The organism is Streptomyces sp. NPDC053665 (assembly GCF_055585285.1).
The window spans coordinates 647,982-672,002 of the sequence record NZ_JBVJKK010000003.1 but is presented as its reverse complement, the minus strand read 5'-3'; the positions used below and the strand labels follow the sequence as shown (position 1 = coordinate 672,002).

The 24,021-nt window shown below is 72.3% G+C and carries 24 protein-coding genes; 13 read left to right on the top strand and 11 right to left on the bottom strand.

The window, feature by feature from the left end; all coding sequences use genetic code 11:
* Position 1: 1 nt before the first annotated feature.
* From ACZ6ZN_RS16040 to ACZ6ZN_RS16025, 4 genes are all read right to left on the bottom strand, one after another.
* Positions 2 to 1,720 carry an ABC transporter substrate-binding protein gene (locus ACZ6ZN_RS16040; protein WP_469646606.1) on the bottom strand — a complete coding sequence of 573 codons (1,719 nt, stop codon included), beginning with the start codon at positions 1,718 to 1,720 and terminating at the stop codon, positions 2 to 4.
* 187 nt (positions 1,721 to 1,907) lie between these two features.
* Entirely contained in the window at positions 1,908 to 2,000 is a 93-nt protein-coding gene (locus ACZ6ZN_RS16035; RefSeq protein ID WP_311774658.1) for an Ms4533A family Cys-rich leader peptide, read from the bottom strand.
* 67 nt (positions 2,001 to 2,067) lie between these two features.
* Complete coding sequence (locus ACZ6ZN_RS16030) at positions 2,068 to 3,651, bottom strand: DUF3152 domain-containing protein (protein WP_469646602.1); 1,584 nt, start codon at positions 3,649 to 3,651, stop codon at positions 2,068 to 2,070.
* 8 nt (positions 3,652 to 3,659) lie between these two features.
* Positions 3,660 to 4,700 (bottom strand): alpha/beta fold hydrolase, encoded by a 1,041-nt coding sequence (locus tag ACZ6ZN_RS16025; protein ID WP_451876097.1) that lies wholly within the window; start codon positions 4,698 to 4,700, stop codon positions 3,660 to 3,662.
* A gap of 245 nt (positions 4,701 to 4,945) precedes the next feature.
* On the opposite strand from ACZ6ZN_RS16025, the gene ACZ6ZN_RS16020 reads away from it, so the two are divergent.
* The 4 genes from ACZ6ZN_RS16020 (at position 4,946) to ACZ6ZN_RS16005 (ending at position 6,886) form a co-directional block, all read left to right on the top strand.
* Positions 4,946 to 5,170 carry a hypothetical protein gene (locus tag ACZ6ZN_RS16020; RefSeq protein WP_451876096.1) on the top strand — a complete coding sequence of 75 codons (225 nt, stop codon included), beginning with the start codon at positions 4,946 to 4,948 and terminating at the stop codon, positions 5,168 to 5,170.
* A 207-nt stretch (positions 5,171 to 5,377) separates the two neighbouring features.
* On the top strand, positions 5,378 to 6,025 hold the full coding sequence (locus ACZ6ZN_RS16015; protein WP_398106674.1) for a TetR/AcrR family transcriptional regulator: 648 nt from the start codon (positions 5,378 to 5,380) through the stop codon (positions 6,023 to 6,025).
* A gap of 135 nt (positions 6,026 to 6,160) precedes the next feature.
* Positions 6,161 to 6,388: a DUF3107 domain-containing protein gene (locus ACZ6ZN_RS16010; protein WP_037674258.1), complete on the top strand. Its 228-nt coding sequence runs from the start codon at positions 6,161 to 6,163 to the stop codon at positions 6,386 to 6,388.
* A 228-nt stretch (positions 6,389 to 6,616) separates the two neighbouring features.
* A complete protein-coding gene (locus ACZ6ZN_RS16005) occupies positions 6,617 to 6,886 on the top strand; it encodes a hypothetical protein (protein ID WP_451876095.1) in 270 nt (89 codons plus the stop codon).
* A gap of 73 nt (positions 6,887 to 6,959) precedes the next feature.
* Here the strand turns inward: ACZ6ZN_RS16005 and ACZ6ZN_RS16000 are convergent, their stop codons facing one another.
* Positions 6,960 to 7,709 (bottom strand): ferritin-like domain-containing protein, encoded by a 750-nt coding sequence (locus tag ACZ6ZN_RS16000; protein ID WP_451876094.1) that lies wholly within the window; start codon positions 7,707 to 7,709, stop codon positions 6,960 to 6,962.
* A 476-nt stretch (positions 7,710 to 8,185) separates the two neighbouring features.
* Here ACZ6ZN_RS16000 and ACZ6ZN_RS15995 point away from each other — a divergent pair, with 476 nt between their 5' ends.
* Entirely contained in the window at positions 8,186 to 10,789 is a 2,604-nt protein-coding gene (locus ACZ6ZN_RS15995) for a DEAD/DEAH box helicase (RefSeq protein WP_469646598.1), read from the top strand.
* 128 nt (positions 10,790 to 10,917) lie between these two features.
* Positions 10,918 to 11,790 (top strand): alpha/beta fold hydrolase, encoded by an 873-nt coding sequence (locus ACZ6ZN_RS15990; RefSeq protein ID WP_398106678.1) that lies wholly within the window; start codon positions 10,918 to 10,920, stop codon positions 11,788 to 11,790.
* Between the two features lie 83 nt (positions 11,791 to 11,873).
* Here the strand turns inward: ACZ6ZN_RS15990 and ACZ6ZN_RS15985 are convergent, their stop codons facing one another.
* The gene (locus ACZ6ZN_RS15985) at positions 11,874 to 12,767 is read right to left on the bottom strand and encodes an NYN domain-containing protein (protein WP_398106679.1); all 894 of its coding nucleotides are present in this window, start codon (positions 12,765 to 12,767) and stop codon (positions 11,874 to 11,876) included.
* Between the two features lie 204 nt (positions 12,768 to 12,971).
* Between ACZ6ZN_RS15985 and ACZ6ZN_RS15980 the strand changes: the two genes are divergently transcribed.
* Positions 12,972 to 13,148 carry a hypothetical protein gene (locus ACZ6ZN_RS15980; protein WP_167545766.1) on the top strand — a complete coding sequence of 59 codons (177 nt, stop codon included), beginning with the start codon at positions 12,972 to 12,974 and terminating at the stop codon, positions 13,146 to 13,148.
* 112 nt (positions 13,149 to 13,260) lie between these two features.
* On the opposite strand, the gene ACZ6ZN_RS15975 is transcribed toward ACZ6ZN_RS15980, so the two are convergent.
* The 3 genes from ACZ6ZN_RS15975 to ACZ6ZN_RS15965 form a co-directional block, all read right to left on the bottom strand.
* Positions 13,261 to 13,866 (bottom strand): MarC family protein, encoded by a 606-nt coding sequence (locus ACZ6ZN_RS15975; protein ID WP_398106680.1) that lies wholly within the window; start codon positions 13,864 to 13,866, stop codon positions 13,261 to 13,263.
* 207 nt (positions 13,867 to 14,073) lie between these two features.
* Positions 14,074 to 14,934: a PHP domain-containing protein gene (locus ACZ6ZN_RS15970; RefSeq protein ID WP_469646593.1), complete on the bottom strand. Its 861-nt coding sequence runs from the start codon at positions 14,932 to 14,934 to the stop codon at positions 14,074 to 14,076.
* Between the two features lie 226 nt (positions 14,935 to 15,160).
* On the bottom strand, positions 15,161 to 15,802 hold the full coding sequence (locus ACZ6ZN_RS15965) for a DUF6758 family protein (RefSeq protein ID WP_398106682.1): 642 nt from the start codon (positions 15,800 to 15,802) through the stop codon (positions 15,161 to 15,163).
* A gap of 158 nt (positions 15,803 to 15,960) precedes the next feature.
* On the opposite strand from ACZ6ZN_RS15965, the gene ACZ6ZN_RS15960 reads away from it, so the two are divergent.
* Complete coding sequence (locus tag ACZ6ZN_RS15960) at positions 15,961 to 17,184, top strand: MFS transporter (RefSeq protein WP_398106683.1); 1,224 nt, start codon at positions 15,961 to 15,963, stop codon at positions 17,182 to 17,184.
* 30 nt (positions 17,185 to 17,214) lie between these two features.
* Here ACZ6ZN_RS15960 and ACZ6ZN_RS15955 read toward each other — a convergent pair whose 3' ends face one another.
* Positions 17,215 to 17,799: a suppressor of fused domain protein gene (locus ACZ6ZN_RS15955; protein WP_451880230.1), complete on the bottom strand. Its 585-nt coding sequence runs from the start codon at positions 17,797 to 17,799 to the stop codon at positions 17,215 to 17,217.
* A gap of 455 nt (positions 17,800 to 18,254) precedes the next feature.
* On the opposite strand from ACZ6ZN_RS15955, the gene ACZ6ZN_RS15950 reads away from it, so the two are divergent.
* Both ACZ6ZN_RS15950 and ACZ6ZN_RS15945 read left to right on the top strand, forming a co-directional pair.
* Entirely contained in the window at positions 18,255 to 19,370 is a 1,116-nt protein-coding gene (locus ACZ6ZN_RS15950) for a magnesium and cobalt transport protein CorA (RefSeq protein WP_398106685.1), read from the top strand.
* Positions 19,371 to 19,393: 23 nt separating this feature from the next.
* Positions 19,394 to 19,909 carry a hypothetical protein gene (locus tag ACZ6ZN_RS15945; protein ID WP_398106686.1) on the top strand — a complete coding sequence of 172 codons (516 nt, stop codon included), beginning with the start codon at positions 19,394 to 19,396 and terminating at the stop codon, positions 19,907 to 19,909.
* A gap of 4 nt (positions 19,910 to 19,913) precedes the next feature.
* Here ACZ6ZN_RS15945 and ACZ6ZN_RS15940 read toward each other — a convergent pair whose 3' ends face one another.
* Entirely contained in the window at positions 19,914 to 20,669 is a 756-nt protein-coding gene (locus ACZ6ZN_RS15940; protein WP_398106687.1) for a hypothetical protein, read from the bottom strand.
* Between the two features lie 225 nt (positions 20,670 to 20,894).
* Here ACZ6ZN_RS15940 and ACZ6ZN_RS15935 point away from each other — a divergent pair, with 225 nt between their 5' ends.
* From ACZ6ZN_RS15935 to ACZ6ZN_RS15925, 3 genes are read left to right on the top strand one after another with little or no spacing between them, the layout of a single operon-like run.
* Positions 20,895 to 22,178, top strand: a complete 1,284-nt coding sequence (locus tag ACZ6ZN_RS15935) for a magnesium transporter MgtE N-terminal domain-containing protein (protein ID WP_469646589.1) — start codon at positions 20,895 to 20,897, stop codon at positions 22,176 to 22,178.
* Positions 22,168 to 22,764 (top strand): DUF1003 domain-containing protein, encoded by a 597-nt coding sequence (locus ACZ6ZN_RS15930; RefSeq protein WP_398106689.1) that lies wholly within the window; start codon positions 22,168 to 22,170, stop codon positions 22,762 to 22,764. The genes ACZ6ZN_RS15935 and ACZ6ZN_RS15930 overlap by 11 nt, the downstream gene beginning before the upstream one ends.
* Positions 22,765 to 22,807: 43 nt before the next feature.
* Entirely contained in the window at positions 22,808 to 23,941 is a 1,134-nt protein-coding gene (locus tag ACZ6ZN_RS15925) for an Mrp/NBP35 family ATP-binding protein (protein WP_376332476.1), read from the top strand.
* Positions 23,942 to 24,021 lie beyond the last annotated feature (80 nt).

The window sequence follows — 24,021 nt, the reverse complement described above, 5'->3', positions numbered from 1 at the left end:
GTCACTTCACCGCGACCTGCGAGACGTCCAGCACACCGGTCCAGTCGCTGATGACGACGTTCTTGACGTCCTCGCCGTACAGGCGCTTGTAGACCGGGTGGAACAGCGGGACGGTCAGGGCCTTCTCGCCGATCTTCCTGTCCAGCGCGCCCCAGCGCTTCGCGGCCTCGTCGAGGTCGGTCAGCTTGTTGATCGCGTCGATCTCGGCGTTGACGGACTTGTCGTCCAGCAGGCCGGTGTTGAAGTTCGCGCCGTCCTCGACGATCTGCCGGCCGTCGAAGATCGGGGCGAGGAAGGGACCGCCGGAGGGCCAGTCGGCACCCCAGTGGGCGAGGAAGAGACCCGGCTCGGTCTTCACGTCGTGGATCTTGTCGGAGTAGTCGTTCTCCTCCAGGCCCTGGAGCTTGACCGTGATGCCGGCCTTCTTCAGGGCGTCCTGGACGGCGGTCGCGATCTCCGGGCTGGTCTCGAAGTCCTTGGCGTTGGAGTGCGTCAGCGTGATGGTCAGGCCGTTCGGGTGCCCGGCCTCCTTCAGCAGCTGCTTGGCCTTGGCCGGGTCACCGGCCTTGCCGGCCGGGAAGAGGTCGTAGGGCGTGTAGCCGAAGGACTTCTGGTTCGGGAGGAAGGTGGTGGCCGGTTCGGCCAGCGCGGATCCGCCGGCCGCGTTGACCACGGAGGACCGGTCGACGGCGTACGAGATCGCCCGGCGCACCTTGGCGTCGTCGAAGGGCTTGATCCTCGGGTTGAACGCGAGGTAGTTGGTGTAGCCGAAGTGCCCGGTGCCCACGCGTGCGGCGAGGTCCTTGTCGCCGGTGACCTTGGCGAGTTCGGCCGGGCCGAGGTTGGTGTCCGTGGTGACGGCGGCGGCGTCCGCTCCGCGGGAGGCGGACAGCCGCTGGTTGATGACGGACGAGTCGAGCCCGGACCGTACGTCGATCTTGTCCGGGTAGGCCTTGCGCTCGTCGTCGGTCGCGGCGGACCAGTGGGTGTTGCGCTCCAGGATCAGCCGCTCGCCGTCGTTCTCGTTGCGCACGACCTTGTAGGGCCCGGAGGAGACCGGGTGCTCCTCGTACTTGGTGCCCTTGTCCTTGCTCTTCGGGACGGGCGTGAACTGCGTCTGCGTGGCCAGGTAGGGGAACTCGCCCTCGGGCTTGTTCAGATGGAACACGATGGTCCGCTCGTCCGGCGTCTCGATCGCGTCCAGGCCCTTCTTGTCCTTGTAGGGGCCCTGGTAGTCGGCGGCTCCGGTCAGCCAGTCCCGCAGGTAGGGGGCGCCGCCGGACAGCTCGGGGGCGAAGGAGCGCTCGATGCCGTACTTGATGTCGGCGGAGGTGATCGGCGTGCCGTCCTCGAACTTCAGGCCCTCCTTCAGGGTGTACGTCCACACGGTCGCGTCCTTGTTGGGACGCCCGGTGTCGGTGGCCAGGTCGGGGACGACCTTCGCGCCGGCCGCGCCGTCCTCCCGGTTGCGGGTGGTGAGGGTGCGGAAGACCAGGGAGGGGACGTTGCCGCCGCCGGAGGTGTAGAGGCGGGCGGGGTCGAAGTCCTGCTGCGGGTTGGCGTTCAGGACGGTGAGGGTGCCGCCCTTGCGGGGCGTGGAGTCGCCGCCGGCGGCCTTGGCATCGTTGTCCTCAGGCCCGCAGGCGGCGGCACCCGCTGCCAGGAACAGGCTGACGGATGCCGCGGCCACGCGGCGCGCTGTGACGGACGGTTGGCGCATCGGGATGACGACCTCTCGGAAGGGCGTCCCGCCGCGTCCGGATCGGTCGATCCCGGATGGCGAGACGGAGTGACGAAGGGTGAGACGGATGAAGACAGACGTCTGCCCGGCGCCGGGTCGTCGAAGAAGGCGTGACGGGGTCACGCACAAGAGGGTGCTGATTCGCGACGCGCGCCTCGGGCGGGCGTCAGCAACAGTGGATGTCGGCCACGCAGAGCGGGGTCACGCCGATGAGCGCCAGCTCGATGGCGGCGCGAACGGAGACGTGACGGGGCGACATGCTCAGAAATATGTACGAACTCTCTGCACATGTCAACGCGAGCCGCGACACACCTCCGCCCTGCGGGTCAACTGCCCGGATACGGCCAGGCGTTGGCGCGGCAGCTGATGCCGTCGTGCTCCAGGAACTTGGTCTGCTGCTGCATGACCGGGGCGAGATCGCCGTCCTTGTCACAGGTCACGTGACCGTATCCGAGCCGGTGCCCGACCTCGTGGTTGATCAGCATCTGGCGGTAGGCGTGGATCCTGCCGTCCCCGTAGGTCTCCGAACCCTGGGCCCACCGGTAGGCGTTGATCATCACGCGCTCGGTGGCGGCCGAGTCGCAGGAGACGTTGTCCACGGTGGTGTCCAGACCGGACTTGGCACACCAGTCGGCGGTGGTGCCGGGGCTGGCGAGCGTGATGACGAAGTCGGGCTCGCCGGAGTGGATGCGCTCGAAGGTGCGGGCGCCGCCGTGGGCCCAGCTGCGCCCGTCGTTGAGCGTCTTCTGCACGGCCTCGGCGAACAGTTCCCCGTCCAGCCCGAGTCCTCGCTCGACGTCCACGCGGTAGGTGTACTTCCGGCCGGTGCCGGGCGCCTTGTCGATGCCGGGGACGGCGTCGAACTTCCCCGAACCCGTGAACGCGGCGCCGAGCGGGTAGATCCGGCCCATCTTCTCGCCGTACGTCGGCGGGGGCGCGGCGGGCAGCGGGGCGGGCGCCCTGCCGTCCGCACGCGAGGCGGAATCACGCAGGTCACGGGCCTGATCGGTGGCGGACTGCGACTGCACGCCGGTCCCGCCCCGGTCGTCGGCGACCTGTCCGGCGACGACGACGGCCAGCACGGTGGTCACGGCGGCGGCCGCGATGCCGGTGAAGGCGCGGCCCTTGCCGCCCTTGCCTGGCACGGGCGTACCGGAGGGCCGGCCGGCGTCGCCGGAACCGGCCGGGGCGCCGGCCTTCCGGTCCGGCGCGGAACCGCCGGCGTCCGCGGCGTGCGCGGAGGCGGGCGTACGGGGCGCGAAGACGTCGTCCTCCTCGTCGAAGGCGTCGAGATACTCCTGCCGCGGCACGGGCACGGACGCCCGGCGCTGCCGCGGTATCGGAGCACCGACTCCGGCGGGTCCCCCGCCGCTCCCCCTCGACTCACCCCAGCCGCCCCCGGCTTCCCGCTGCTCGGGGTGACCGCCCCGGACCTGCGGGAACCCGTGCGCGGGCGTGCCGTCCGGCGGCCGGTGCGCACCCCGGGCGGGGGTGCCGTCCGGGATGCGCGGCACTCCGCGCGGGGGCGTGCCGTCCGCGAACCGCGGATCATCCTGCGGGACCGTCCCACCGCCGGAACCCGGCACTCCACGACCAGGAGTACCGCCCGGCGGCCGAGGCACACCTCGCGCCGGGGTGCCGTCGGGCAGACGCGGTAGACCGTGCGCCGGCGTGCCGTCCGGGAAGCCGCTGTCGGGGTGCCGCGGTGCGGCGCCCGGGGAGGGCGCGGGACGCCGTCCCGGGAGCCTGCGCGTGCCCGGCGGCGGCCAGCCGCCCTGCGCGGCGCCGGGTGCCGCGGCGCGGCCGCCCCGGCTCGTGTCGGAGCCGGGCGCCGGCCTCTGCGCCGAAGCGGCCCTGCTCTCCGCGGTGTCGCCCTTGGCGACCGACCCGCGGCGGCTGTGGCGTCCCACGTCGCGCCTCAGCCCCCCATGCTCTCGTCGGTGCTCTCCGGCTCTGGCCCGTCCTGCGCGGCGCTCTCCGCCCGTCGCGCCCGCTCGGTGCCCAACTCTCCCGCATCGGCGAGGAGTTCGCGAAATGCCGTGGCCACCGTCTCCGGGTACTCCATCATCGCCACATGGCCCGCCTCCGGCAACGTCACCAGCCGGGAGTCACGGAAGGCGCGGGCCGCCCGCTGGGCCATGCGGAAGCCGACGAGCTGGTCGCGGCCGCCGTAGACGAGCAGGGTGGGTGCGAGGACCCGCTCGGCCTGGCGCCACAGTCCGTGCTGGCCGCCCAGGGTGTAGGCGTTGACGATCCCGCGCGCGGAACGCGCCATCGCGTCCCAGAAGTACGGCAGCCTCAGCCGCCGCTCCATCTCCTGCACGGCGTTGCGGAACCCTTCCGGCGTCACGCGCCCGGGGTCGCCGTAGCAGAGGGCCATGACGCCGCGGACCCGCTGCTCGGCCGTCCAGGTCCGGGTGAGGCGGGTGAAGAGCGGGGCCACGCCGGGCACCGCCAGGAGCCCGGTGGGCACGGCGGAGCGCTGGACGCGGATCTCGGGCAGAGCGGGTGACACAAGCGTGAGCGTACGGACCAGATCGGGACGGACCGCGGCGACACGGGTGGCGATGGCGCCACCGAGCGAGTTCCCGAACAGGTGCACGGCTCCGCGGCCGGAGGCGTCGAGGTAGCGGATGACCGCGCGCGCGTGCCCGGTGACGGAGTAGTCGCCGTCGTCCGGTGGCGGCGAGTCGCCGAAGCCCGGCAGGTCCAGTGCCTCGCTGTCGACGGCGTCCGCCAGCAGCGGCATCAGCGCCGACCAGTTCTGCGACGACCCCCCGAGCCCGTGCACGTACAGGGCGGGCGGCAGCCCGTCGCGCGCCGGCGGCCTGGACCGGACGGTGAGGGTGACCCCGGGCAGCTCGACCGACCTCAGCCGCTCGCCCTCCGCCACCCGGACGGTGCCCACCTTCGGCAGCACGTTGGCAGGCGGCACGAACGGCAGCTCGGTCGAAGACATGCGGCAATGTTACGAGACGATCACGCCGCGGCCCGTGTGTTCGCCGTCACAGGAATGAGCCGGATGGGGGGTCGCACCCGAGGCACTCGGTAGCACCATGGAAAGCAGTCGACGGGACGCACAACGGGTCACACTCCGGACGCGGATCGCATAGCGTCCGGAACGGGTGTCTCCTACGCTCGTGGAGAGGGCACCCGCGTGTGGCCCCTGCATTCCCAGGGACGATCGCAGGAAGGGAGCCCAGCATGGCCGTAGACCCCACCGACCCGGAGACGTTCGAGGCCGAGGACGCGCCGCAGGCGCCGGAGTTCGACGTCGAGGCCCCCGAGGTCGACGCGGCCGAGCAGCACGCGGACATCACGCCGGACCGCGACGACCCGCTGACGGCCGTCGACCCGGGGCGCGCCAACGAGGCCGACATGGCGGAGCAGGCGCGGATCGTCTCGCTGGACGAGGACGACTACCGGTGACGCACGTCGCCGAAGGGCGGCGGAACGCACCACCGAGCAGGAAAGGAGCCGCATTTTGCCCGCTCTGACCCTGTTTGAAACCTTGTCAACCGCTTTCGTAACCGTCCGGTCCGTGAAATTCTGCGCTCTCACCGCGCACACCACGGTTACCGAAAAGTACGATGGCGACGCGGCCAGATCCGCACGTGGACGACTTTGGGAGGCGGCGTGACAGCCATCGAGCAGACAGAGGCGGTTCGCCCGAGAGGTACACGCCTGCCGCGCCGTGCCCGACGCAACCAGCTTCTGGGTGCCGCCCAGGAGGTGTTCGTGGCCCAGGGCTACCACGCCGCCGCGATGGACGACATCGCGGAGCGGGCCGGCGTCAGCAAGCCGGTGCTCTACCAGCACTTCCCGGGCAAGCTCGACCTCTACCTCGCCCTGCTGGACCAGCACTGCGAGTCGCTCATCCAGTCCGTGCGCAGCGCGCTCGCCTCGACGACCGACAACAAGCAGCGCGTCCGCGCCACGATGGACGCCTACTTCGCGTACGTCGAGGACGACGGCGGCGCCTTCCGCCTGGTCTTCGAGTCGGACCTGACCAACGAGCCCGCCGTGCGCGAGCGCGTCGACAAGGTCACCAACGAGTGCGCCGAGGCGATCTGCGACGTGATCGCCGAGGACACCGGCCTGTCGCGGGCGGAGTCGATGCTGCTCGCCTCGGGCATGGGCGGCCTCGCCCAGGTCGTGGCGCGCTCCTGGCTGCACAGCGACCGCAGCGTGCCCCGCGACCAGGCGGTGCAGCTGCTCACCTCGCTGGCGTGGCGGGGCATCGCGGGCTTCCCGCTGCACGGGACGGATCAGCCGCACCACTGAGGGGCGCTTTGTTCCCGCCCGGTGTTCGCTCGTGGCGTTCTCGGGCGGAGCATGTACGTCCCCTCACCGGGCTAATGTGTGCTGCGTACGGCGCGGAAGGTCGCGCACATCACTGACCGTCGGAGGGACATAGCCGTGGAGGTCAAGATCGGCGTGCAGCACGCGCCCCGCGAGATCGTTCTGGAGAGCGGTCAGAGTGCCGAGGAGGTCGAGCGGGCGGTGTCCGAGGCGCTGGCCGGGAAGTCGGCGCTGCTGAGCCTCGTGGACGAGCACGGCCGCAAGGTCCTGGTCCCGGCCGACCGTCTCGCCTACGTGGAGCTCGGCGAGCCGGCTCCACGCAAGGTGGGCTTCGGCGCGCTGTAGACGCTCGCACGCGAACGGGGCGGGACCGCCGGTCGGCGGTCCCGCCCCGTTCGCGTTTCCCCGCCTCCATTCGCGGTCCCGCCCCGTTCGCGTTCCCGCCTCCGGGTTTCGGCATGTCTCCACGAATGGAGCACAGGCACCCCACAGGTGGATTGGATTCCGCAGGTCAGGGGTAAGACGGGCTACGACCGATTCGGGCAGGCCGGCCGTGTGGGAGGGACCCCCGACATGCTCCTGGAAACGCTGACTTCCGCGCTCCTCGGCCTCACGCTGGCCTGGGCGGCCGTGCACCGCCTGCCGCACCGCCTCCCGGCCCGCCCCCTGGTCCTGTCGACCGGTGTCATGGGCGCCCTGTTCGGGGCGTTCGTCATGCACAGCGCGCTGGACGCGGGGCACCTGCTCGTGGTGCTGCTCGGCGCGGTGATCGTCTCGGTCGCCTCGCTGTCGCTGCTGCTGCGCCCCGCGGGAAGACTGCGCCGCCGGTCGGCGACCGCCTGAGCGGCCGCAGGCGCCGGCGGCCGGGGCGACGGAAAGACCCCGAGGGCGGTTCCGGCCGGGGCGCGGCGGCCCGCTAGGCGGCCAGGCCCAGGGCGGCCATCCGCTTGGTGTGCGCCTCGGTGATCCGGGAGAACATCTTCCCGACCTCCGCGAGGTCGAAGCCGTCCGCGACACCGCCCACCAGCATCGTCGACAGCGCGTCGCGGTCCGCCACCACCCGCTGCGACTGGGACAGGGCCTCGCCCATCAGCCGCCGTGCCCACAGCGCCAGCCGTCCGCCCACCCGCGGGTCGGCGTCGATCGCGGCCCGCACCTTCTCCACGGCGAAGCCGCCGTGGCCGGTGTCGTCGAGCACGGCCAGCACCAGGTCGCGGGAGTCGGAGTCCAGCCGGGCGGCGACCTCACGGTAGAAGTCACTGGCGATGGAGTCCCCGACGTAGGCCTTGACGAGTCCCTCGAGCCAGTCCGAGGGGGCCGTCTGCTTGTGGAAGCCGTCGTAGGCGGCGACGAACGGCTCCATCGCCCGCGTCGGCTCCTCGCCGATCTCGGCGAGCCGGTCGCGCAGCCGCTCGAAGTGGTGGAACTCGGCCGACGCCATCTTGGCCAGCTCCGCCTTGTCCTCCAGCGTCGGCGCCAGCTTGGCGTCCTCCGCCAGCCGCTCGAACGCCGCCAGCTCCCCGTACGCGAGCGCACCCAGCAGGTCCACGACCGCGGCGCGGTACTGCGGGTCGGCGGAGGCCGTCGCCCAGTCGCGGGCGGCGACCGGGGTGGCCGCGGAGGCGGCGGTGTCCGAGGCGTTCTCAGGCTTGTCAGAGCTCGTCATGCAGCGCACAATAGCCCGCCCGCCGGGGGGTGTAAGGCCCTGGTCGATCACTGTGACGACGACTACGTGACCAAATCGGCCATCGCATGTGCGGGAATCCGGGGTATGGTGGTAATGCGCCTGCTGGTACGTCGACGTACCTCGACAGGCCGCACGTATGAGGATGCCCGGTCGGTGGCCCGATCGGCTCCGACCCGACAGACCTCCAGCCCGTACGGCACAGTGCGTACGGCAGCCGGAGGGACACCCTCAGCGGCATGAGCGCTAGAGCGTCGGCGCGGTCCCGTGCTCTACGGCCCGCCCGTAGGCAGCCGACGTACCCGGCACGGTCCTGACACGACCCCGCGCTCGCCTCGCGCCGCCCACACAGAAGAGGCAGCACCCTGACTACGACGTTCCGAGAGCTCGGAATCCTCCCCGAGACCGCCGAGGCCCTGGAGGCCGTCGGCATCATCAACCCCTTCCCCATCCAGGAGATGACGCTCCCCGTCGCCCTCTCGGGCAAGGACGTCATCGGCCAGGCCAAGACCGGTACCGGCAAGACGCTGGGCTTCGGCCTCCCGCTCCTCGAGCGCGTCACCGTCCCCGCGGACGTGGAGGCCGGACGCGCCGCGCCCGAGGACCTCACCGAGGCCCCGCAGGCCCTCATCGTCGTCCCCACGCGCGAGCTGTGCACGCAGGTCACCAACGACCTGCTGACCGCGGGCAAGGCACGCAACGTGCGCGTCCTCGCCATCTACGGCGGCCGGGCCTACGAGCCCCAGGTCGAGGCCCTGAAGAAGGGCGTCGACGTGGTCGTCGGCACCCCGGGCCGGCTGCTCGACCTCGCCGGGCAGAAGAAGCTGAACCTGAAGCACGTCAAGTGCCTGGTCCTCGACGAGGCCGACGAGATGCTCGACCTGGGCTTCCTGCCCGACGTCGAGAAGATCATCAACATGCTGCCGGTGCGGCGCCAGACGATGCTGTTCTCGGCCACCATGCCGGGCGCGGTCATCGGCCTGGCCCGCCGCTACATGTCGCAGCCCACGCACATCAGCGCCACCTCCCCGGACGACGCGGGCGCGACGGTCGCGAACACGAAGCAGTTCATCTACCGCGCGCACAACATGGACAAGCCCGAGATGGTCGCGCGCATCCTCCAGGCCGAGGGCCGCGGACTGGTCATGGTGTTCTGCCGCACCAAGCGCACCGCGGCCGACCTCGCGGACCAGCTCAAGCAGCGCGGCTTCGCCTCCGGCGCGGTCCACGGCGACCTCGGCCAGGGCGCCCGCGAGCAGGCCCTGCGCGCCTTCCGCAACGGCAAGGTCGACGTGCTCGTCTGCACCGACGTCGCCGCCCGCGGCATCGACGTCGAGGGCGTCACGCACGTCATCAACTACCAGTCGCCGGAAGAGGAGAAGACGTACCTGCACCGCATCGGCCGGACCGGCCGCGCGGGCGCGAAGGGTACGGCGATCACGCTGGTCGACTGGGACGACATCCCGCGCTGGCAGCTGATCAACAAGGCGCTCGACCTGGGCTTCACCGACCCGCCGGAGACGTACTCCACCTCCCCGCACCTGTACACGGACCTCGGCATCCCCGAGGGCACCAAGGGCATCCTGCCGCGCTCGGAGCGCACCCGCGCGGGTCTGGACGCCGAGGTGCTGGAGGACCTGGGCGAGCCGGGCGGCCGCGGGCCGCGCGGCCGCGGTGGCCGGGACGGACGCGGCGGGCGCGACGAGTCGCGTTCCGCGGACCGCGAGCGCTCCGAGCGCACGCCGCGCCGCCGTCGCCGCACGCGGGGCGGTGCGTCGACCGAGGGCGCCCCGGCGCCCGCGGGCACCGGCGCCCCGGAGACCGCCGTCGCCGGCGGTACGGCCGAGGCGGAGGCCGACACGGCGCCGCGCACGCCGCGCCGCCGTCGCCGCACGCGCGGTGGCGCCGCGGCCGGAGCCGCTCCGGTCACGGCTGCCCCGGCAGCGGTGACCGAGCAGGCGGAAGCGGCGGTGGCGACGGCCGAGGGCACGGTTGCCGAGGGCACGGCTACCGAGGCCGCGACGGCCGCCGGGACGGACACCGCGCCGCGCCGGCGCCGCACGCGCCGCTCGCAGACGCCCGCGGTCGAGACGCCGGTGGCGACCGAGACCGTGCCGGCCGTGGAAGCCGAGCCGGTCACCGCCGAGCCCGAGGCCCGTGCGCCGCGTCGCCGTACGCGCAAGGCCACCGCTACTCAGGACGCCGTCGACACGGCCAAGGGCACCACGGAGGCCGCGCCGACGGAGCCGAAGCCGCGCCGCACGCGCAAGGCCGCCGCCCAGGCGGAGACCCCTGCCGTGGCCGAGCCGGCCGAAGCCGCTGAAGCCGCCGAGGCCAAGCCGCGCCGCACCCGCAAGACCGCGGCCGCCAAGGCAGAGGCAGCGGTCGACACGGCCGAGGCCGCCGAGGCCAAGCCGCGCCGGACGCGCAAGGCGGCTGCGACCGCCGAGGCCGCGGACACGGTCACCGAGACCAAGCCCCGCCGCACCCGCAAGACGGCCGCCGCCGCGCAGGATGCCGTCGACACGGCCGAAGCCGCCGAGGCCACGCCGCGCCGCCGCACCCGCAAGGCCACCGAGACCGCCACCGCCGACATCCCGGCCCAGACGGTCCAGGAGCCCGACGCCGCCGAGGCCAGGCCGCGCCGCACCCGCAAGACCGCGGCCGCCAAGGCAGAGGCAGCGGTCGACACGGCCGAGGCCGCCGAGGCCAAGCCGCGCCGGACGCGCAAGGCGGCTGCGACCGCCGAGGCCGCGGACACGGTCACCGAGACCAAGCCCCGCCGCACCCGCAAGACGGCCGCCGCCGCACAGGAAGCCGTCGACACGGCCGAGGCCACCGAGGCCACGCCGCGCCGCCGCACCCGCAAGGCCACCGAGACCGCCACCGCCGACATCCCGGCCCAGACGGTCCAGGAGCCCGACGCCGCCGAGGCCAAGCCCCGCCGCACCCGCAAGACCGCGGCCACCAAGGCCGAGGCAGCGGTCGACACGGCCGAGGCGAAGCCGAAGGCACGCCGTACGCGCAAGGCCACGGCCGGCGCGGAGCCCACGGAGGGCTGACCTCCCGCCCGACGGCCCGGCCCCCGCACCCGGGGGCCGGGCCGTCGGCGTTCTCGCGCCGCTCCGGGGCAGCACGGTCACGGACGCCGCGCGACCCCGAGGGCCGTGCCACCCGTTACCCTCACCCCGTGACCAGCCACCCCGCCTTCCCCCCGCCCCCGGGCGCCCGTGCCTACCGTCTGCGCACGGACCGCGGTGAGTTCGCCGTCGTCGACTCGTCGCCGGAGGAGGGGAGGGATCTCGCGGGGGTCGTGCTGATGCTGCCCGGGTTCACCGGCAGCAAGGAGGACTTCCGGTTGCTGCACGAGCCGCTCGCGGAGCGCGGCTACCGGCTCGTCGCCGTGGACGGGCGCGGCCAGCACGAGTCGGACGGTCCCGAGAGCGACGAATCGGCCTACGGCCAGCGGGAACTGGCCCGGGACGTGCATGCCCAGGCCGCGGCGCTGGGCGTGCCGGTGCACCTCGTCGGGCACTCGCTCGGCGGGCAGATCGCCCGTGCCGCCGTCCTGCTCGACCACTCCCCCTTCCTGTCCTTCACCCTGATGTCGTCCGGCCCGGCCGAGATCTCCGTCTCCCAGCAGCAGCGGGTGAAGCTGCTGCGCGACGCGCTGGCCGTGATGTCGATGGAGGAGGTGTGGGAGGCCATCCGGGCGATGGGCCCGCCGGAGGAAGTGGGCGGTCCGGCCCGGGGGTTCGGCGACGAGGAGCAGATGCGCCGGCGCTGGCTGGGCAACAAGCCCGCGCAACTGCTCGCGACGGGACGGCAGTTGTGCAGCGAGCCGGACCGTGTGGCCGAACTGGCCGCGGTGCCGCTGCCGATGCACGTCCTGTCCGGCGCGTACGACGACACCTGGCCCGTGCCGGTCCTGGACGACATGGCCGTACGCCTGGGCGCGCACCGCACGGTCGTCGAGGGTGCCGAGCACTCCCCCAACGCCGACCGCCCCCTGCCGACGGCGCAGGCCCTGGCCGACTTCTGGGACGGCACGCGGCGCGGGTGAGGAACCGGCGTCCGCGCGACCACCGGCTGCGGGCCGGCGGGTGCGGGCCGGCGAGTGCGGCGCCGCTCACCGCGGGCAGGCGCCTAGTACAGCGTCTGCAAGTGGTCCCAGAAGCCGTCGCGCAGGGAGCGGCGCAGGTCCGCCTGGCCGCGCAGGGAGTACTGGAGGAGGCCCTCCGCCTCCACGAGCAGGTCCTGGTCCACCGAGCCGGGCAGGTACGGGTGGCCGGGCAGCAGTTCCACCAGCGCGTCCCGGCCGCGGGCGGCCAGCCACTTCGCCGCGATCTGCGCACCCACGAACCGCACGTCGTCCCGGGTGGGCCGGGACGCGGCCGGCTCGTAGGCGGCGGCCGTGCGGCGGGAGACGTACGGCTTGAAGAAGTCGAGGTCGAGGGTGCGCTGGCTGTCGACCTCCCAGAGCAGGGGTTCCGCCTGGTTGCGGCCCTCCGGCGCCTCGATGCCCCACAGGTGGACCCGGGCGCCGTAGCCCTGGGCGGCCTCGACCGCGGAGACCAGGTCCTCGTCGCCGCCCAGGAGGGCCGCGTCGCTGATGGCGCGGTGCCGGGCGAGGGACTCCAGGTCGGTGCGGATGAGGGAGTCGACGCCCTTCTGCTGGTTGTTGGCGTTCAGATTGCCCAGCCGCACCTTGACGTCCGGCAGTTCGGCGATGGTCTGCTGCTCGGCGGTGTGGATCCGGCGGCGGGCGCCGTCGTACCAGTAGACCCGCAGGAGCCTGCTGTCCGCGAAGACCGTGCGGGCCCGGTCGATGAGCGCGTCGATCAGCCCTTCGGCGTCCAGGTCGAAGGCGCGCCGGTCCTCCGTCCCGGAGACCAGGCGCCCGGCGGCCGCGTAGAGGTACCCGGCATCTACGAAGATCGCGTGCGTGGAGGGCGTCTTCGCCACCTCGGCGAGCATGCGCTGGAGCAGCTCGTTGGTGCGGTCGATGCGGGCACTGAGGGCCGCCAGGTCGTCGTTCATCTCTTCCATTGTCCGGGCGGTCACACTGCGAACACAACCGGTCCCGGTCGGTCCCGTAACAACACTCTTACGGCTCAGTAATTAGACGTTCGAAAATTTTCCTTAGCGTAGGGAATGTTTGAGGCACCCGATTCCGTTGACCCCTACGGAACACCGAGCGCCGCAGCCTGGTGGGCCACCACTCAAGTAGTTCTCCTCAGGAGGATGACCAGACGAAGGGAGAAGCCCTTGCGCTTCGAAATCATGCGACTCGACGACGTCGACGGCACACCTGTCGACTCGACCGTTGTGGACGCCGCCTCCGTCAACCGCATCGTGCAGCAGGCCGCCGCCATCGGGCAGCGCCTGTGGATACGCCCGGCCGAGACCACGGCCTCATAACGCGCGCAGCGCTTCCATGCTTCGCAGCCCCCGCCCGGCACCGGCCGAGCGGGGGCTGCGCTGTTGCGCGACGGCGGACACGAGCCGGGTGCCCGCCCGCCGCCGGGCCGCCTCAGGCGCCCTGGATCACCTGCGTGACGCCGTTGATGATCTGCTGCACGGCGATCGCGGAGAGCATCATGCCCGCCAGCCGCGTCACCAGGACCACGCCGCCGTCCTTGATGATCCGGATGATCACCAGCGAGTAGCGCATGACCAGCCACAGCACGACGTGGATGGCCAGGATCGCCGACCACACCGACACCTGCGTGGCCACGCTGTCGGCCTTCTGCACGGCCAGGATGACCGACACGATCGCGCCCGGCCCGGCCAGCAGCGGCATGCCGAGCGGCACCAGGGCCACGTTGACGTCCTTGGTCTGCTGCGGCTCGTCGGTCTTGCCGGTGAGCAGGTCGAGCGCGATGAGCAGGAGCAGCAGCCCGCCCGCGATCATCAGGGCGGGCACGGAGACGTGCAGGTAGTTGAGGATCTGGTGCCCGAGCAGCCCGAACACCGTGATCACCCCGCCGGCGACGCAGACCGCCTGGAAGGCCATCCGCTTCTGCACCTTCCCGGGCCGCCCCGCGGTGAGCGCGAGGAAGATCGGGGTGATGCCCGGCGGGTCCATGATGACGAACAGGGTGAGGAAGAGGGAGCCGAAGACGGCGAGGTCGAACATGTGCGTGATGGCCTTGCGAGTGAGCGGAGGGCGGAGCGGGACGGCGGGCCGCGGGCGACGCGACCACCGGTGCCACCGCCGAGGGCAGGCGTCCGTCCGGCGCGGCGGTGCGGGGCACCGGCCCGCACGGACGCGGGTGAGGACGTGACGAGGCCGCGGCGGATCGCGCCGTGGCCCGTCAGGCGAACGGAAGGGTGGTGGAACGCCTCAGACGGTTCCGCCGGCGCCGGGCACCGGGAACGCCCCGAACGCCCGCCGGGTGATCTCCCCGTAGACCTCGGGGTCGGTCGTGTACTCGCCGAGCACGCAGGTCTTCCGGCTGCCGTGGTAGTCCGAGGACCCGGTCACCAGCAGCCCCAGTTCCTTGGCCAGACCGCGCAGCCGTGCCCGGGTGTCGGCGTCGTGGTCCATGTGGTCGATCTCGATGCCGTCCAGTCCGGCCTCGGCCATCTCCGCGATGGCGGCGTCCGGCACGGTGCGCCCGCGCTTGCTCGCGCCGGGGTGGGCGAAGACCGCGACCCCGCCCGCGCCCTTGACCAGCCGGATCGCCTCGAAGGGGTCGGTCTCGTGCTTCTCCACGAAGACCCGGCCGCCGTCGGCCAGCCAGTCCGGGGTGAAGGCGTCGTTGACGGTGGGCACGACACCCAGCTCGACGAGCGCGCTGGCCACGTGCGGCCGTCCGACCGACCCGCCCGCGGCGATGCGCGCCACCTGCTCCCAGGTCACGGGCACACCCAGGTCCTGGAGCTTGGCGATCATGCCCTGGGCGCGCGGCACCCGGTCGTCGCGCACGAGCTCGCGTTCGGCGAGCAGCGCGGGCTCCTCCGGGTCGAAGAGGTAGGCCAGCATGTGCATGCTGATGCCGTCGATCCGGCAGGACAGCTCGGCCCCGGTGACCAGCGTCAGCCCCTCGGGCAGGGCGGCGACCGCCTCGGCGTGGCCGCGCGTGGTGTCGTGATCCGTGAGCGCGACGACGTCCAGGCCGGCGACGGCGGCCTTGCGGACCAGTTCGGCCGGTGTGTCCGTACCGTCGGAGGCCGTGGAGTGGGTGTGCAGATCGATACGCACGACACGGACTCCCAGCGGGGGACGACGGACACGGACGCTTCAGGATAACCGTCTTTTCAGCCCGCCCTGTCACACCCGCTCGGCGCCGGCGCCCCCTACACGCAGCCCACTGCACGCAGCCCCCTACACGCAGCCCACTGCACGCAGCCCCGAACGGACACGTTCCCCCACCCGCGTCCACGCCCGCCGGCGGGACGACCGCCGGCCCGGCGCGGGCCCCGGCCCGCTACGGCTGAAGCAACCGCGGCGACAGCGCGCCGCACGGCACCAGGTCCACCTCCGCGCCCGCCTCCCGCAGATCCGCCAGCACCAGCTCGTCGTACATCAGCAGGCCCGACTGCTCCGGCCACACCACGGCCCACAGCCACATCCCGAGGGCCTCGCCGGCGAACACGGCACGGTCGCCGGGCGCCCCGGTCACGTGCCACAGCGGCGTGGGCCGCCCCGCGGCCAGCACCTTCGCCTGCGCCGGCTTCCCGACGTCGATGAGCGGGCCGGGATCGGGGCCGTCCACCCCGGCGTACCGCGCGCCGAGTCCGACGCCGAGCTCCTCCGCGACCAGGATCAGCTCGCCCATCCCGCCGAGCGGCCCGGGTCCGGTGCACGCCACCGCGGTCGCCCGGCCGCCGGTGCGGTCGTCGCCCGCGCAGGCCACTCCGGTGAACAGCCACCCCACGGGCAGCGGCCACGGCATCCACACCGGCACCTGCGTGCGGTGCACCACGACGTTGAGGGCGTCCACGCTCGGCGGTATCACGGGCTGCACCGGATGGACGGTGCCGTGCGCATCGCACTGCCACGCATCGGAGAAGAGGCCGGGAGCCCTGACCCGGCCACCGCACTTCGGGCAACTGGGTTCGCCCCTCATAGGGCCCCACGGTCCTACCCCCGCCCCGCCGCGTCAAGGACGATCACCCAACCGGACGGAACGCTTCACCCCGAAACCAGATGTAGGTTGCATTAGTTAGAGTGGCTAACTTAGTATGTGTATATACCAACTACCTCGTCTCGGGAATGGGAGCACGCATGGACCCCTTCGACGCCGGAGCGGGCGGCCTCCTCAAGCAGCCCAAGTCCGTGTGGGCGACCGCCGGGGCCTCGGTCGTCGCCTTCATGGGCATCGGACTCGTCGACCCGATCCTGCCGTCCATCGCCCAGGGCCTGGACGCCACGGCCAGCCAGGTCTCCCTGCTCTTCACCTCGTACTTCCTGATCACCGCCGTCGCGATGCTGGTGACCGGCTTCGTCTCCAGCCGGATCGGCGGGCGCAAGACCCTGCTGGCCGGCCTGGCACTCGTGGTCGTGTTCGCCGCACTCGCCGGGACCTCGGGCTCGGTGGCCGAACTGGTCGGCTTCCGGGCGGGCTGGGGCCTCGGCAACGCGCTGTTCGTCTCGACGGCCCTCGCGGTCATCGTCGGCGCGGCGGCCGGCGGCAGTGCCGCCGCGATCCTGCTGTACGAGTCGGCCCTCGGCCTCGGCATGGCCTGCGGTCCGCTGCTGGGCGCCCTGCTCGGCGACGCCAGCTGGCGCTACCCGTTCTTCGGCACGGCGTTCCTGATGGCCGTCGGCTTCCTGTGCATCACGGTGTTCCTGAAGGAGCAGCCCCGGCCGGCCCGCAAGACCTCGCTGCTGGACCCGCTGAAGGCCCTCGGCCACGGCGGCCTGGCCTCGGCGGCGGTCTCGGCGTTCTTCTACAACTACACGTTCTTCACCGTGCTGGCCTTCACGCCGTTCGTGCTGAACATGAGCCCCTACCGGTCGGGCGCGGTGTTCTTCGCCTGGGGTGTGCTGCTCGCCGTGTTCTCGGTGATCGTGGCGCCCCGGCTGCAGAAGCGCTTCGGCTCGCTGAAGGTGCTGGGCGGCTCGCTGGTGCTGCTCGCGGCCGACGTCCTCGTGCTCGGCTACGGCTCGCACACCACCGCCGTCGTGTGCACCGTCCTGTCGGGCGCCTTCATCGGCGTGAACAACACCGTCTACACCGAACTGGCCCTCGGCGTCTCGGACGCGCCCCGGCCGGTGGCGAGCGCGGGCTACAACTTCGTCCGCTGGTTCGCCGCCGCAGCCGCGCCCTACTTCGCACCGAAGATCGAGGAGTGGGCCGACCCGCACATCCCGTTCGTGGTGGCGGCCGTCACCGCGGTCCTCGGCGCCGCCGTGGTGGTCGTGCGGCGCAAGGCGCTGACGCACGAGGCCGAGGAGCTCCAGCCCCGGCACGCCACCGAGGACGGGGTCACGGTCTTCGCCAACTGAGGCTCACTGAATCGAAGTTGGTGAGCTTGCTCACTCCAGCGGCACGGACGTGCGGGACGGGTCCCGCAGGTCCGTGCCGTGGTTCAGCCAGCGCTCCTGCAACGCCTGCGCCCCGTGCACCCGCTTCCAGGCGGCCTCGTTCGGCGTCATCGGCAGCAGCGGCAGGAACCGGACGGGGTCCAGCGGCTCGTCCAGTTCCAGGTCCTCGATCAGGCCGCCCGGTTCGGCGACCAGGACCGAGGTGAAGGGCGCCCCGGGCCACAGCGGGTCACCGACGTCCAGGGACGCGCCGGGAGCCACCACCAGGCCCTCCACCTGCGGGGAGGCGGCCAGCACGGCGAGCGGGCGCAGCACCTTGCCGGTGTCCGCGCCCCCGGGGCGCACCGACAGGACCAGCTCGGCCCGCGGGCCCCGGACCGGGTCGGCGACGACCGCCGTGGGGTCCGTCATGGGGTGCGCGGACATGCCGAGCGTGGCGTAGCGGACGACGTCACCCTCCTGGAAGCGGAGCACCTCGATGCGGTCCGCCCCGAGGAAGGTGACCGCCGCGCGCGCGTCCGGCTCGCCCAGCGCGGTGCGCAACCGGGCCTCGACCAGAGGAAGAACATCTGCCATGCGGCGAGCATAGAACTCGTCAGTAGCGGGCAAAGCAGCGCCTTGACAGGTGTGTCGGCTGCTACTCTTGCCCGGTGGTTCGGGGCAGCACGCAGAAGCGTCGCGGTCAAGCCCCGGCGCCGAAGGAACTCCCTTACGAGGGACCGGCCGGAGGAGGTGGGGCTGCAATGGATCGAAGTCGACCGTGCAGTAGCACCACGCTCTCCCGCCGCTGATGTAGCTGCTCCGTCTTCTGGCCGGCTGCCACCTCTCGCACTCGCCTCACGCGGAAGAGCGCTTCGTCTCGCTTTGCCTGATCTGCCTCAGTAGCTGAATCAGTGACGAACTCGCCACCGCGACGGTGCGGTGCTCCCCGCTTTGTGGACGTGCCAAACATCCGCAGTCCCCACGTCTTCATTCCGGGTGGTTCCAGCCGTCGCCGGGCCGTTCGTCGCCCTCCCGCGAAGGAGCCCGCCATGTCGATGATCCGCGACCTGCGCGCCGTTGTCCGTCCCTCCCGCGTGTCGCTGCGCAAGGACGGCGGGACGTACGACAGCACCCGCAGCCCGGCGGCGGCCACCGCCGTCGTCGACTGCGCCGTCTACCGCGACGGCCGCCGCATCGAGACCGAGACCCCGCTGACCCCGCACGAGGCGGTGCGCCTGGTGCGCCGCGACGGGGGCTTCGTGTGGATCGGGCTGCACGAGCCGACGGAGGACGAATTCTCCGGCATCGCCCGGGAGTTCGGGCTCCACCCGCTGGCCGTGGAGGACGCCGTCCAGGCCCACCAGCGGCCCAAGTTGGAGCGCTACGACGACTCGCTGTTCACGGTGTTCAAGACCATCCACTACGTGGAACACGACCAACTCGACGCCAACAGCGAGGTCGTCGAGTCCGGCGAGGTCATGTGCTTCACCGGCCGGGACTTCTTCATCACCGTCCGGCACGGCGGCCAGGGTTCCCTGCGGGCGCTGCGCCACCGCCTCCAGGACGACCCCGAGCTGCTGGCCAAGGGCCCCTCGGCCGTACTGCACGCCATCGCCGACCACGTCGTCGACGGGTACATCGCCGTCGCCGACGCCGTGCAGGACGACATCGACGAGGTCGAGACCGACGTGTTCTCCCCCGGGCGCAAGGGCACGCCGCGGGGGTCGGACGCCGGCCGGATCTACCAACTCAAGCGCGAGGTGCTGGAGTTCAAGCGGGCCGTGTCTCCGCTGCTGCGACCCATGCAACTGCTCAGCGAGCGGCCGATGCGGCTGGTCGACCCGGACATCCAGAAGTACTTCCGGGACGTCGCCGACCACCTGGCCCGCGTCCAGGAGCAGGTCCTCGGCTTCGACGAGCTGCTCAACTCCATCCTCCAGGCCAACCTGGCGCAGGCGTCCGTCGCGCAGAACGAGGACATGCGCAAGATCACCTCCTGGGCCGCGATCATCGCCGTGCCGACCATGGTATGCGGGGTGTACGGCATGAACTTCGACCACATGCCGGAGCTGCACTGGCGCTACGGCTACCCGGTCATCCTGGGCTTCACGGTGGTGGTGTGCCTCGGCATCCACCGCACCCTGAAGCGCAACGGCTGGCTGTGAGCCGCCTGGATAGGCTGGTGCCCATGACAAGCGAGCTGCTCGGCCAGGCCCTCGTCGAGGAGGCCACCAAGAAGTCCGGCCTCGTCTGGGTGCAGGGCCCGGACGGCCCGGCGCGCGCCCTGTGGCACGTGTGGCACGAGGGTGCCGCCTGCCTGGTCGGCGACGGGCCCGGCGAGCAGCCGCTGCCCGGCCTGGCCGACGGTGCCGAGGCCCGGGTGACGGTCCGCAGCAAGGACAAGGGCGGCCGGCTGGTCTCCTGGACCGCCCGGGTCACCCAGCTCCAGCCGGACACCGAGGCGTGGGAGGCGGCCGTCGCCGAGCTGAAGGGCAAGCGGCTGAACGCGCCCGACGGCGAGGCCATGACCGGGCGCTGGGCCCGCGAGTGCCGGGTGCTGCGGCTGGAGCCGACCGGGGCGACGGAGCCGCTGCCCGACGGCTCCCTGTCCGAGCCGCCCCTGCCCTCCCCGGCGACCACGCGCCGGCCGGTTCCGGCGGGCCTGCCCCGTCTGCTGCTGAAGAGGAAGCGCAGACGGGCCTGACGCCCTACGAGGCCGGCAGCTGCTTGCCGTAGTCCACGGTCTCGCTCCTGTCCGGCTCCCGGAGCGCGAAGTCCTGCCCCCAGGCGGAGAACGTCAGCGTGCCCGCGCCGCCGGCCCGCTCCAGGCGCAGCGGGTAGGGCCTGCCCTCCAGGGAGACCTCCAGGGTGCCGCCCGAGCCCTTGTCGCCGGTGACCCGGATGGTGCGCACGCCCGCCTCCTCGTCGTGGCCGTCCGTGGCGAGCGTGCCGTGCAGGGTCAGCAGACCGTCGAGGAGGACCCCCTTGTCCGTGAACCCCGTGAACTTCTTGTACGAGGGGTCGCCCTGCGGCACCTTCACGTACTTCCCGCCCAGCTTGGAGGCCGCCGCCGCGTCCGACGCGCCCCCCTTGCCCTGGCCGCTGCCGTGACTCCAGAACTCCGCGTCCGCCATCACGAAGAGCTGCTCGCCGACGCGCAGCAGCTTGAAGGTCGCCCCCTTGGTGGTCACCGACCCGGTGCCGCCGTCGTCCTTCAGCCGCATGTCGAGCGCATACGTCCGGCCGCCGCTGACGACGTTGCCGTGCACCCGGACCGCCCCCGCGGACTCGGCCACCGCACGGGTCTTGGCCTGGATCTTCGCCGCCGGGAGCCGGCCCACGCCGTTGGTGCCCTCGTTCGGGTCCTCCGCGCAGCCGGTGAGCACCGTCCCCGTCACGAGCAGCGCGCACGTCGCGCTCGCGAGTGCGGCACTGCGGTGGCGGCCGTGGCGAATCGGAGTCACAGGTGGGGCTGCCTCTCTGACGGGAGACCTGAACGGCGTACCGCAGGGTACCGGGGACGTGCGGGCAGGTCGGAGCCGGTCCGTCCGGACCGTCCGCCGACGCAACCCCGATCGGGACGGGCTAGCCTGAAGCCCACCCGAGCGGGCAATTCGGAAGAGACAGGCACCAGCACAGCCCCACACACCGGCATCACGAACCACCCCGCACGAAAAGGAGCCGCGGCCATGGCAGCGGGCGCCCCCCGGATCTTCGTATCGCACCTCTCCGGCATCGCCGTGTTCGATCCCGCCGGCGACCAGGTGGGACGGGTGCGCGATCTGGTCGTCATGCTGCGGGTGGGCCAGCGGCCGCCGCGACTGCTCGGCCTCGTCGTCGAACTCGCCACCCGGCGCCGCATCTTCCTGCCGATGACCCGGGTCACCGCCATCCAGTCCGGCCAGGTGATCACCACCGGTGTGCTCAACGTCCGGCGCTTCGAGCAGCGGCCCACCGAGCGGCTGGTGTTCGGGGAGCTGCTGGACCGACGCGTGACGCTGACCGAGACGGGTGAGGAGGTCACCGTCCTGGACCTGTCGGTGCACCAGCTGCCCGCCCGCCGGGACTGGGAGATCGACCGGGTCTTCGTCCGCAAGGGCAAGCCCGGCGGGGCCTTCCGGCGGGCCCGGGGCGAGGCGCTGACCGTCGAGTGGTCGGCCGTCACCGGCTTCTCGCTGGAGGAGCAGGGGCAGGGCGCGGAGAACCTGCTGGCGACACTGGAGCAGCTGCGCCCGGCCGACCTGGCCAACGTGCTGCACCACCTGTCGCCCAAGCGCCGGGCCGAGGTGGCCGCCGCCCTCGACGACGACCGGCTGGCCGACGTGCTGGAGGAGCTGCCGGAGGACGACCAGATCGAGATCCTCGGCAAGCTGAAGGAGGAGCGGGCCGCCGACGTCCTGGAGGCCATGGACCCGGACGACGCGGCCGACCTGCTGGGTGAGCTGCCGACGGACGAGCAGGAGCGACTGCTGAGCCTGATGCAGCCGGGCGACGCGGCCGACATGCGGCGGCTGATGTCGTACGAGGACCGTACGGCGGGCGGGCTCATGACCACCGAGCCGATCGTGCTGCGCCCGGACGCCACCGTCGCCGACGCCCTCGCCCGCGTCCGCAACCGCGACCTCTCCCCCGCGCTGGCCGCTCAGGTCTATGTGTGCCGGCCGCCGGACGAGACCCCGACCGGCAAGTACCTGGGCACGGTCCACTTCCAGCGCCTGCTGCGCGAGCCACCGCCGTCCCTGGTCAGTTCCATCGTGGACACCGACCTGCAGCCGCTCGACCCGCAGGCGGACCTGCCCGCCATCGCCGGGTTCTTCGCCACGTACGACATGGTCGCCGCCCCCGTCGTCGACGAGGCGGGGTCGCTGCTCGGCGCGGTGACCGTGGACGACGTGCTCGACCACATGCTCCCGGACGACTGGCGGGAGCAGGAGTTCCACCTGGACGAGGAGGTGGCGACCGATGGCTCCTGAGCGCGACACCGCGCGCGACCGCGCCCCCGCGGGCGCCACCGCCGCCTCCCGCCCGCGCACGCGCCTGGACCAGCCGCTGCCCCGCCGGCGCCGCTTCCTGCCCGAGTACGACCCGGAGGCCTTCGGGCGGCTGTCGGAACGGATCGCGCGCTTCCTGGGCACCGGGCGGTTCATCGTCTGGATGACGGTCGTCATCATCCTGTGGGTCGTGTGGAACGTCTTCGCGCCGGGCCATCTGCGCTTCGACGAGTATCCGTTCATCTTCCTGACGCTGATGCTGTCCCTCCAGGCGTCCTACGCCGCCCCCCTGATCCTGCTCGCGCAGAACCGGCAGGACGACCGCGACCGGGTCAACCTGGAGCAGGACCGCAAGCAGAACGAGCGGTCCATCGCCGACACCGAGTACCTGACCCGGGAGATCGCCGCCCTGCGCATCGGCCTCGGCGAGGTCGCCACCCGCGACTGGATCCGCTCCGAGCTGCAGGACATGGTCAAGGAGCTGGAGGAGCGGCAGAACGGCCACCGCCACGACCCCGTCGTATTCCCGGCGGAACGGTCACGGGGACGTGACGCAGACGACCGCTGAGACGCTTTCCTACGCCCCGGTACGGCGCCGTACCATCGTCCCTATGGCTATGGAAGACGCGGTGCGCGAGGCACTGGCGACGGTGAACGACCCCGAGATCCACAAGCCCATCACCGAGCTCGGGATGGTCAAGTCGGTGGAGATCGGTGCTGACGGGGCGGTCGCGGTCACCGTGTACCTCACGGTCTCGGGCTGCCCGATGCGGGACACGATCACGCAGCGCGTGACCGACGCGGTCTCCGCGGTCGAGGGCGTCACCCGCGTCGACGTCACGCTCGACGTGATGAGCGACGAGCAGCGCCGCGAGCTGGCCTCCGCACTGCGCGGCGGGCAGACCGAGCGCGAGGTCCCCTTCGCCAAGCCGGGCAGCCTCACCCGCGTCTACGCGGTCGCCTCCGGCAAGGGCGGCGTCGGCAAGTCCTCGGTGACGGTCAACCTGGCCGCGGCGATGGCGGCCGACGGCCTGAAGGTCGGTGTCGTGGACGCCGACATCTACGGCCACTCCGTGCCGCGCATGCTGGGCGCCGACGGCCGCCCCACCCAGGTCGAGAACATGATCATGCCGCCGTCCGCGAACGGCGTGAAGGTCATCTCCATCGGCATGTTCACCCCGGGCAACGCCCCGGTCGTCTGGCGCGGCCCCATGCTGCACCGCGCCCTCCAGCAGTTCCTCGCGGACGTGTACTGGGGCGACCTGGACGTCCTGCTGCTGGACCTGCCCCCCGGCACCGGTGACATCGCGATCTCCGTGGCCCAGCTGGTCCCGAACGCGGAGATCCTCGTCGTGACGACCCCGCAGCAGGCCGCCGCCGAGGTCGCCGAGCGCGCGGGTTCCATCGCCGTGCAGACCCACCAGAAGATCGTCGGCGTGGTGGAGAACATGTCGGGGCTGCCCTGCCCGCACTGCGGCGAGATGGTCGACGTGTTCGGCACCGGGGGCGGCCAGCTCGTCGCCGACGGCCTGACGCGCACGACCGGCGCGAACGTCCCGGTCCTCGGCAGCATCCCGATCGACGTGCGCCTGCGCGAGGGCGGCGACGAGGGCAAGCCGGTCGTCCTGACGGACCCGGACTCCCCGGCGGGCTCGGCCCTGCGCGCGATCGCGGGCAAGCTGGGCGGCCGCCAGCGCGGCCTGTCGGGCCTGTCGCTGGGCATCACCCCGCGCAACAAGTTCTAGTCCAAGACGTCCTCGGGCCGACCCCCAGGGGGCGCGGGGAACTGCGCGACAAGCCACGACGAACCCGACAGTCGCCCACG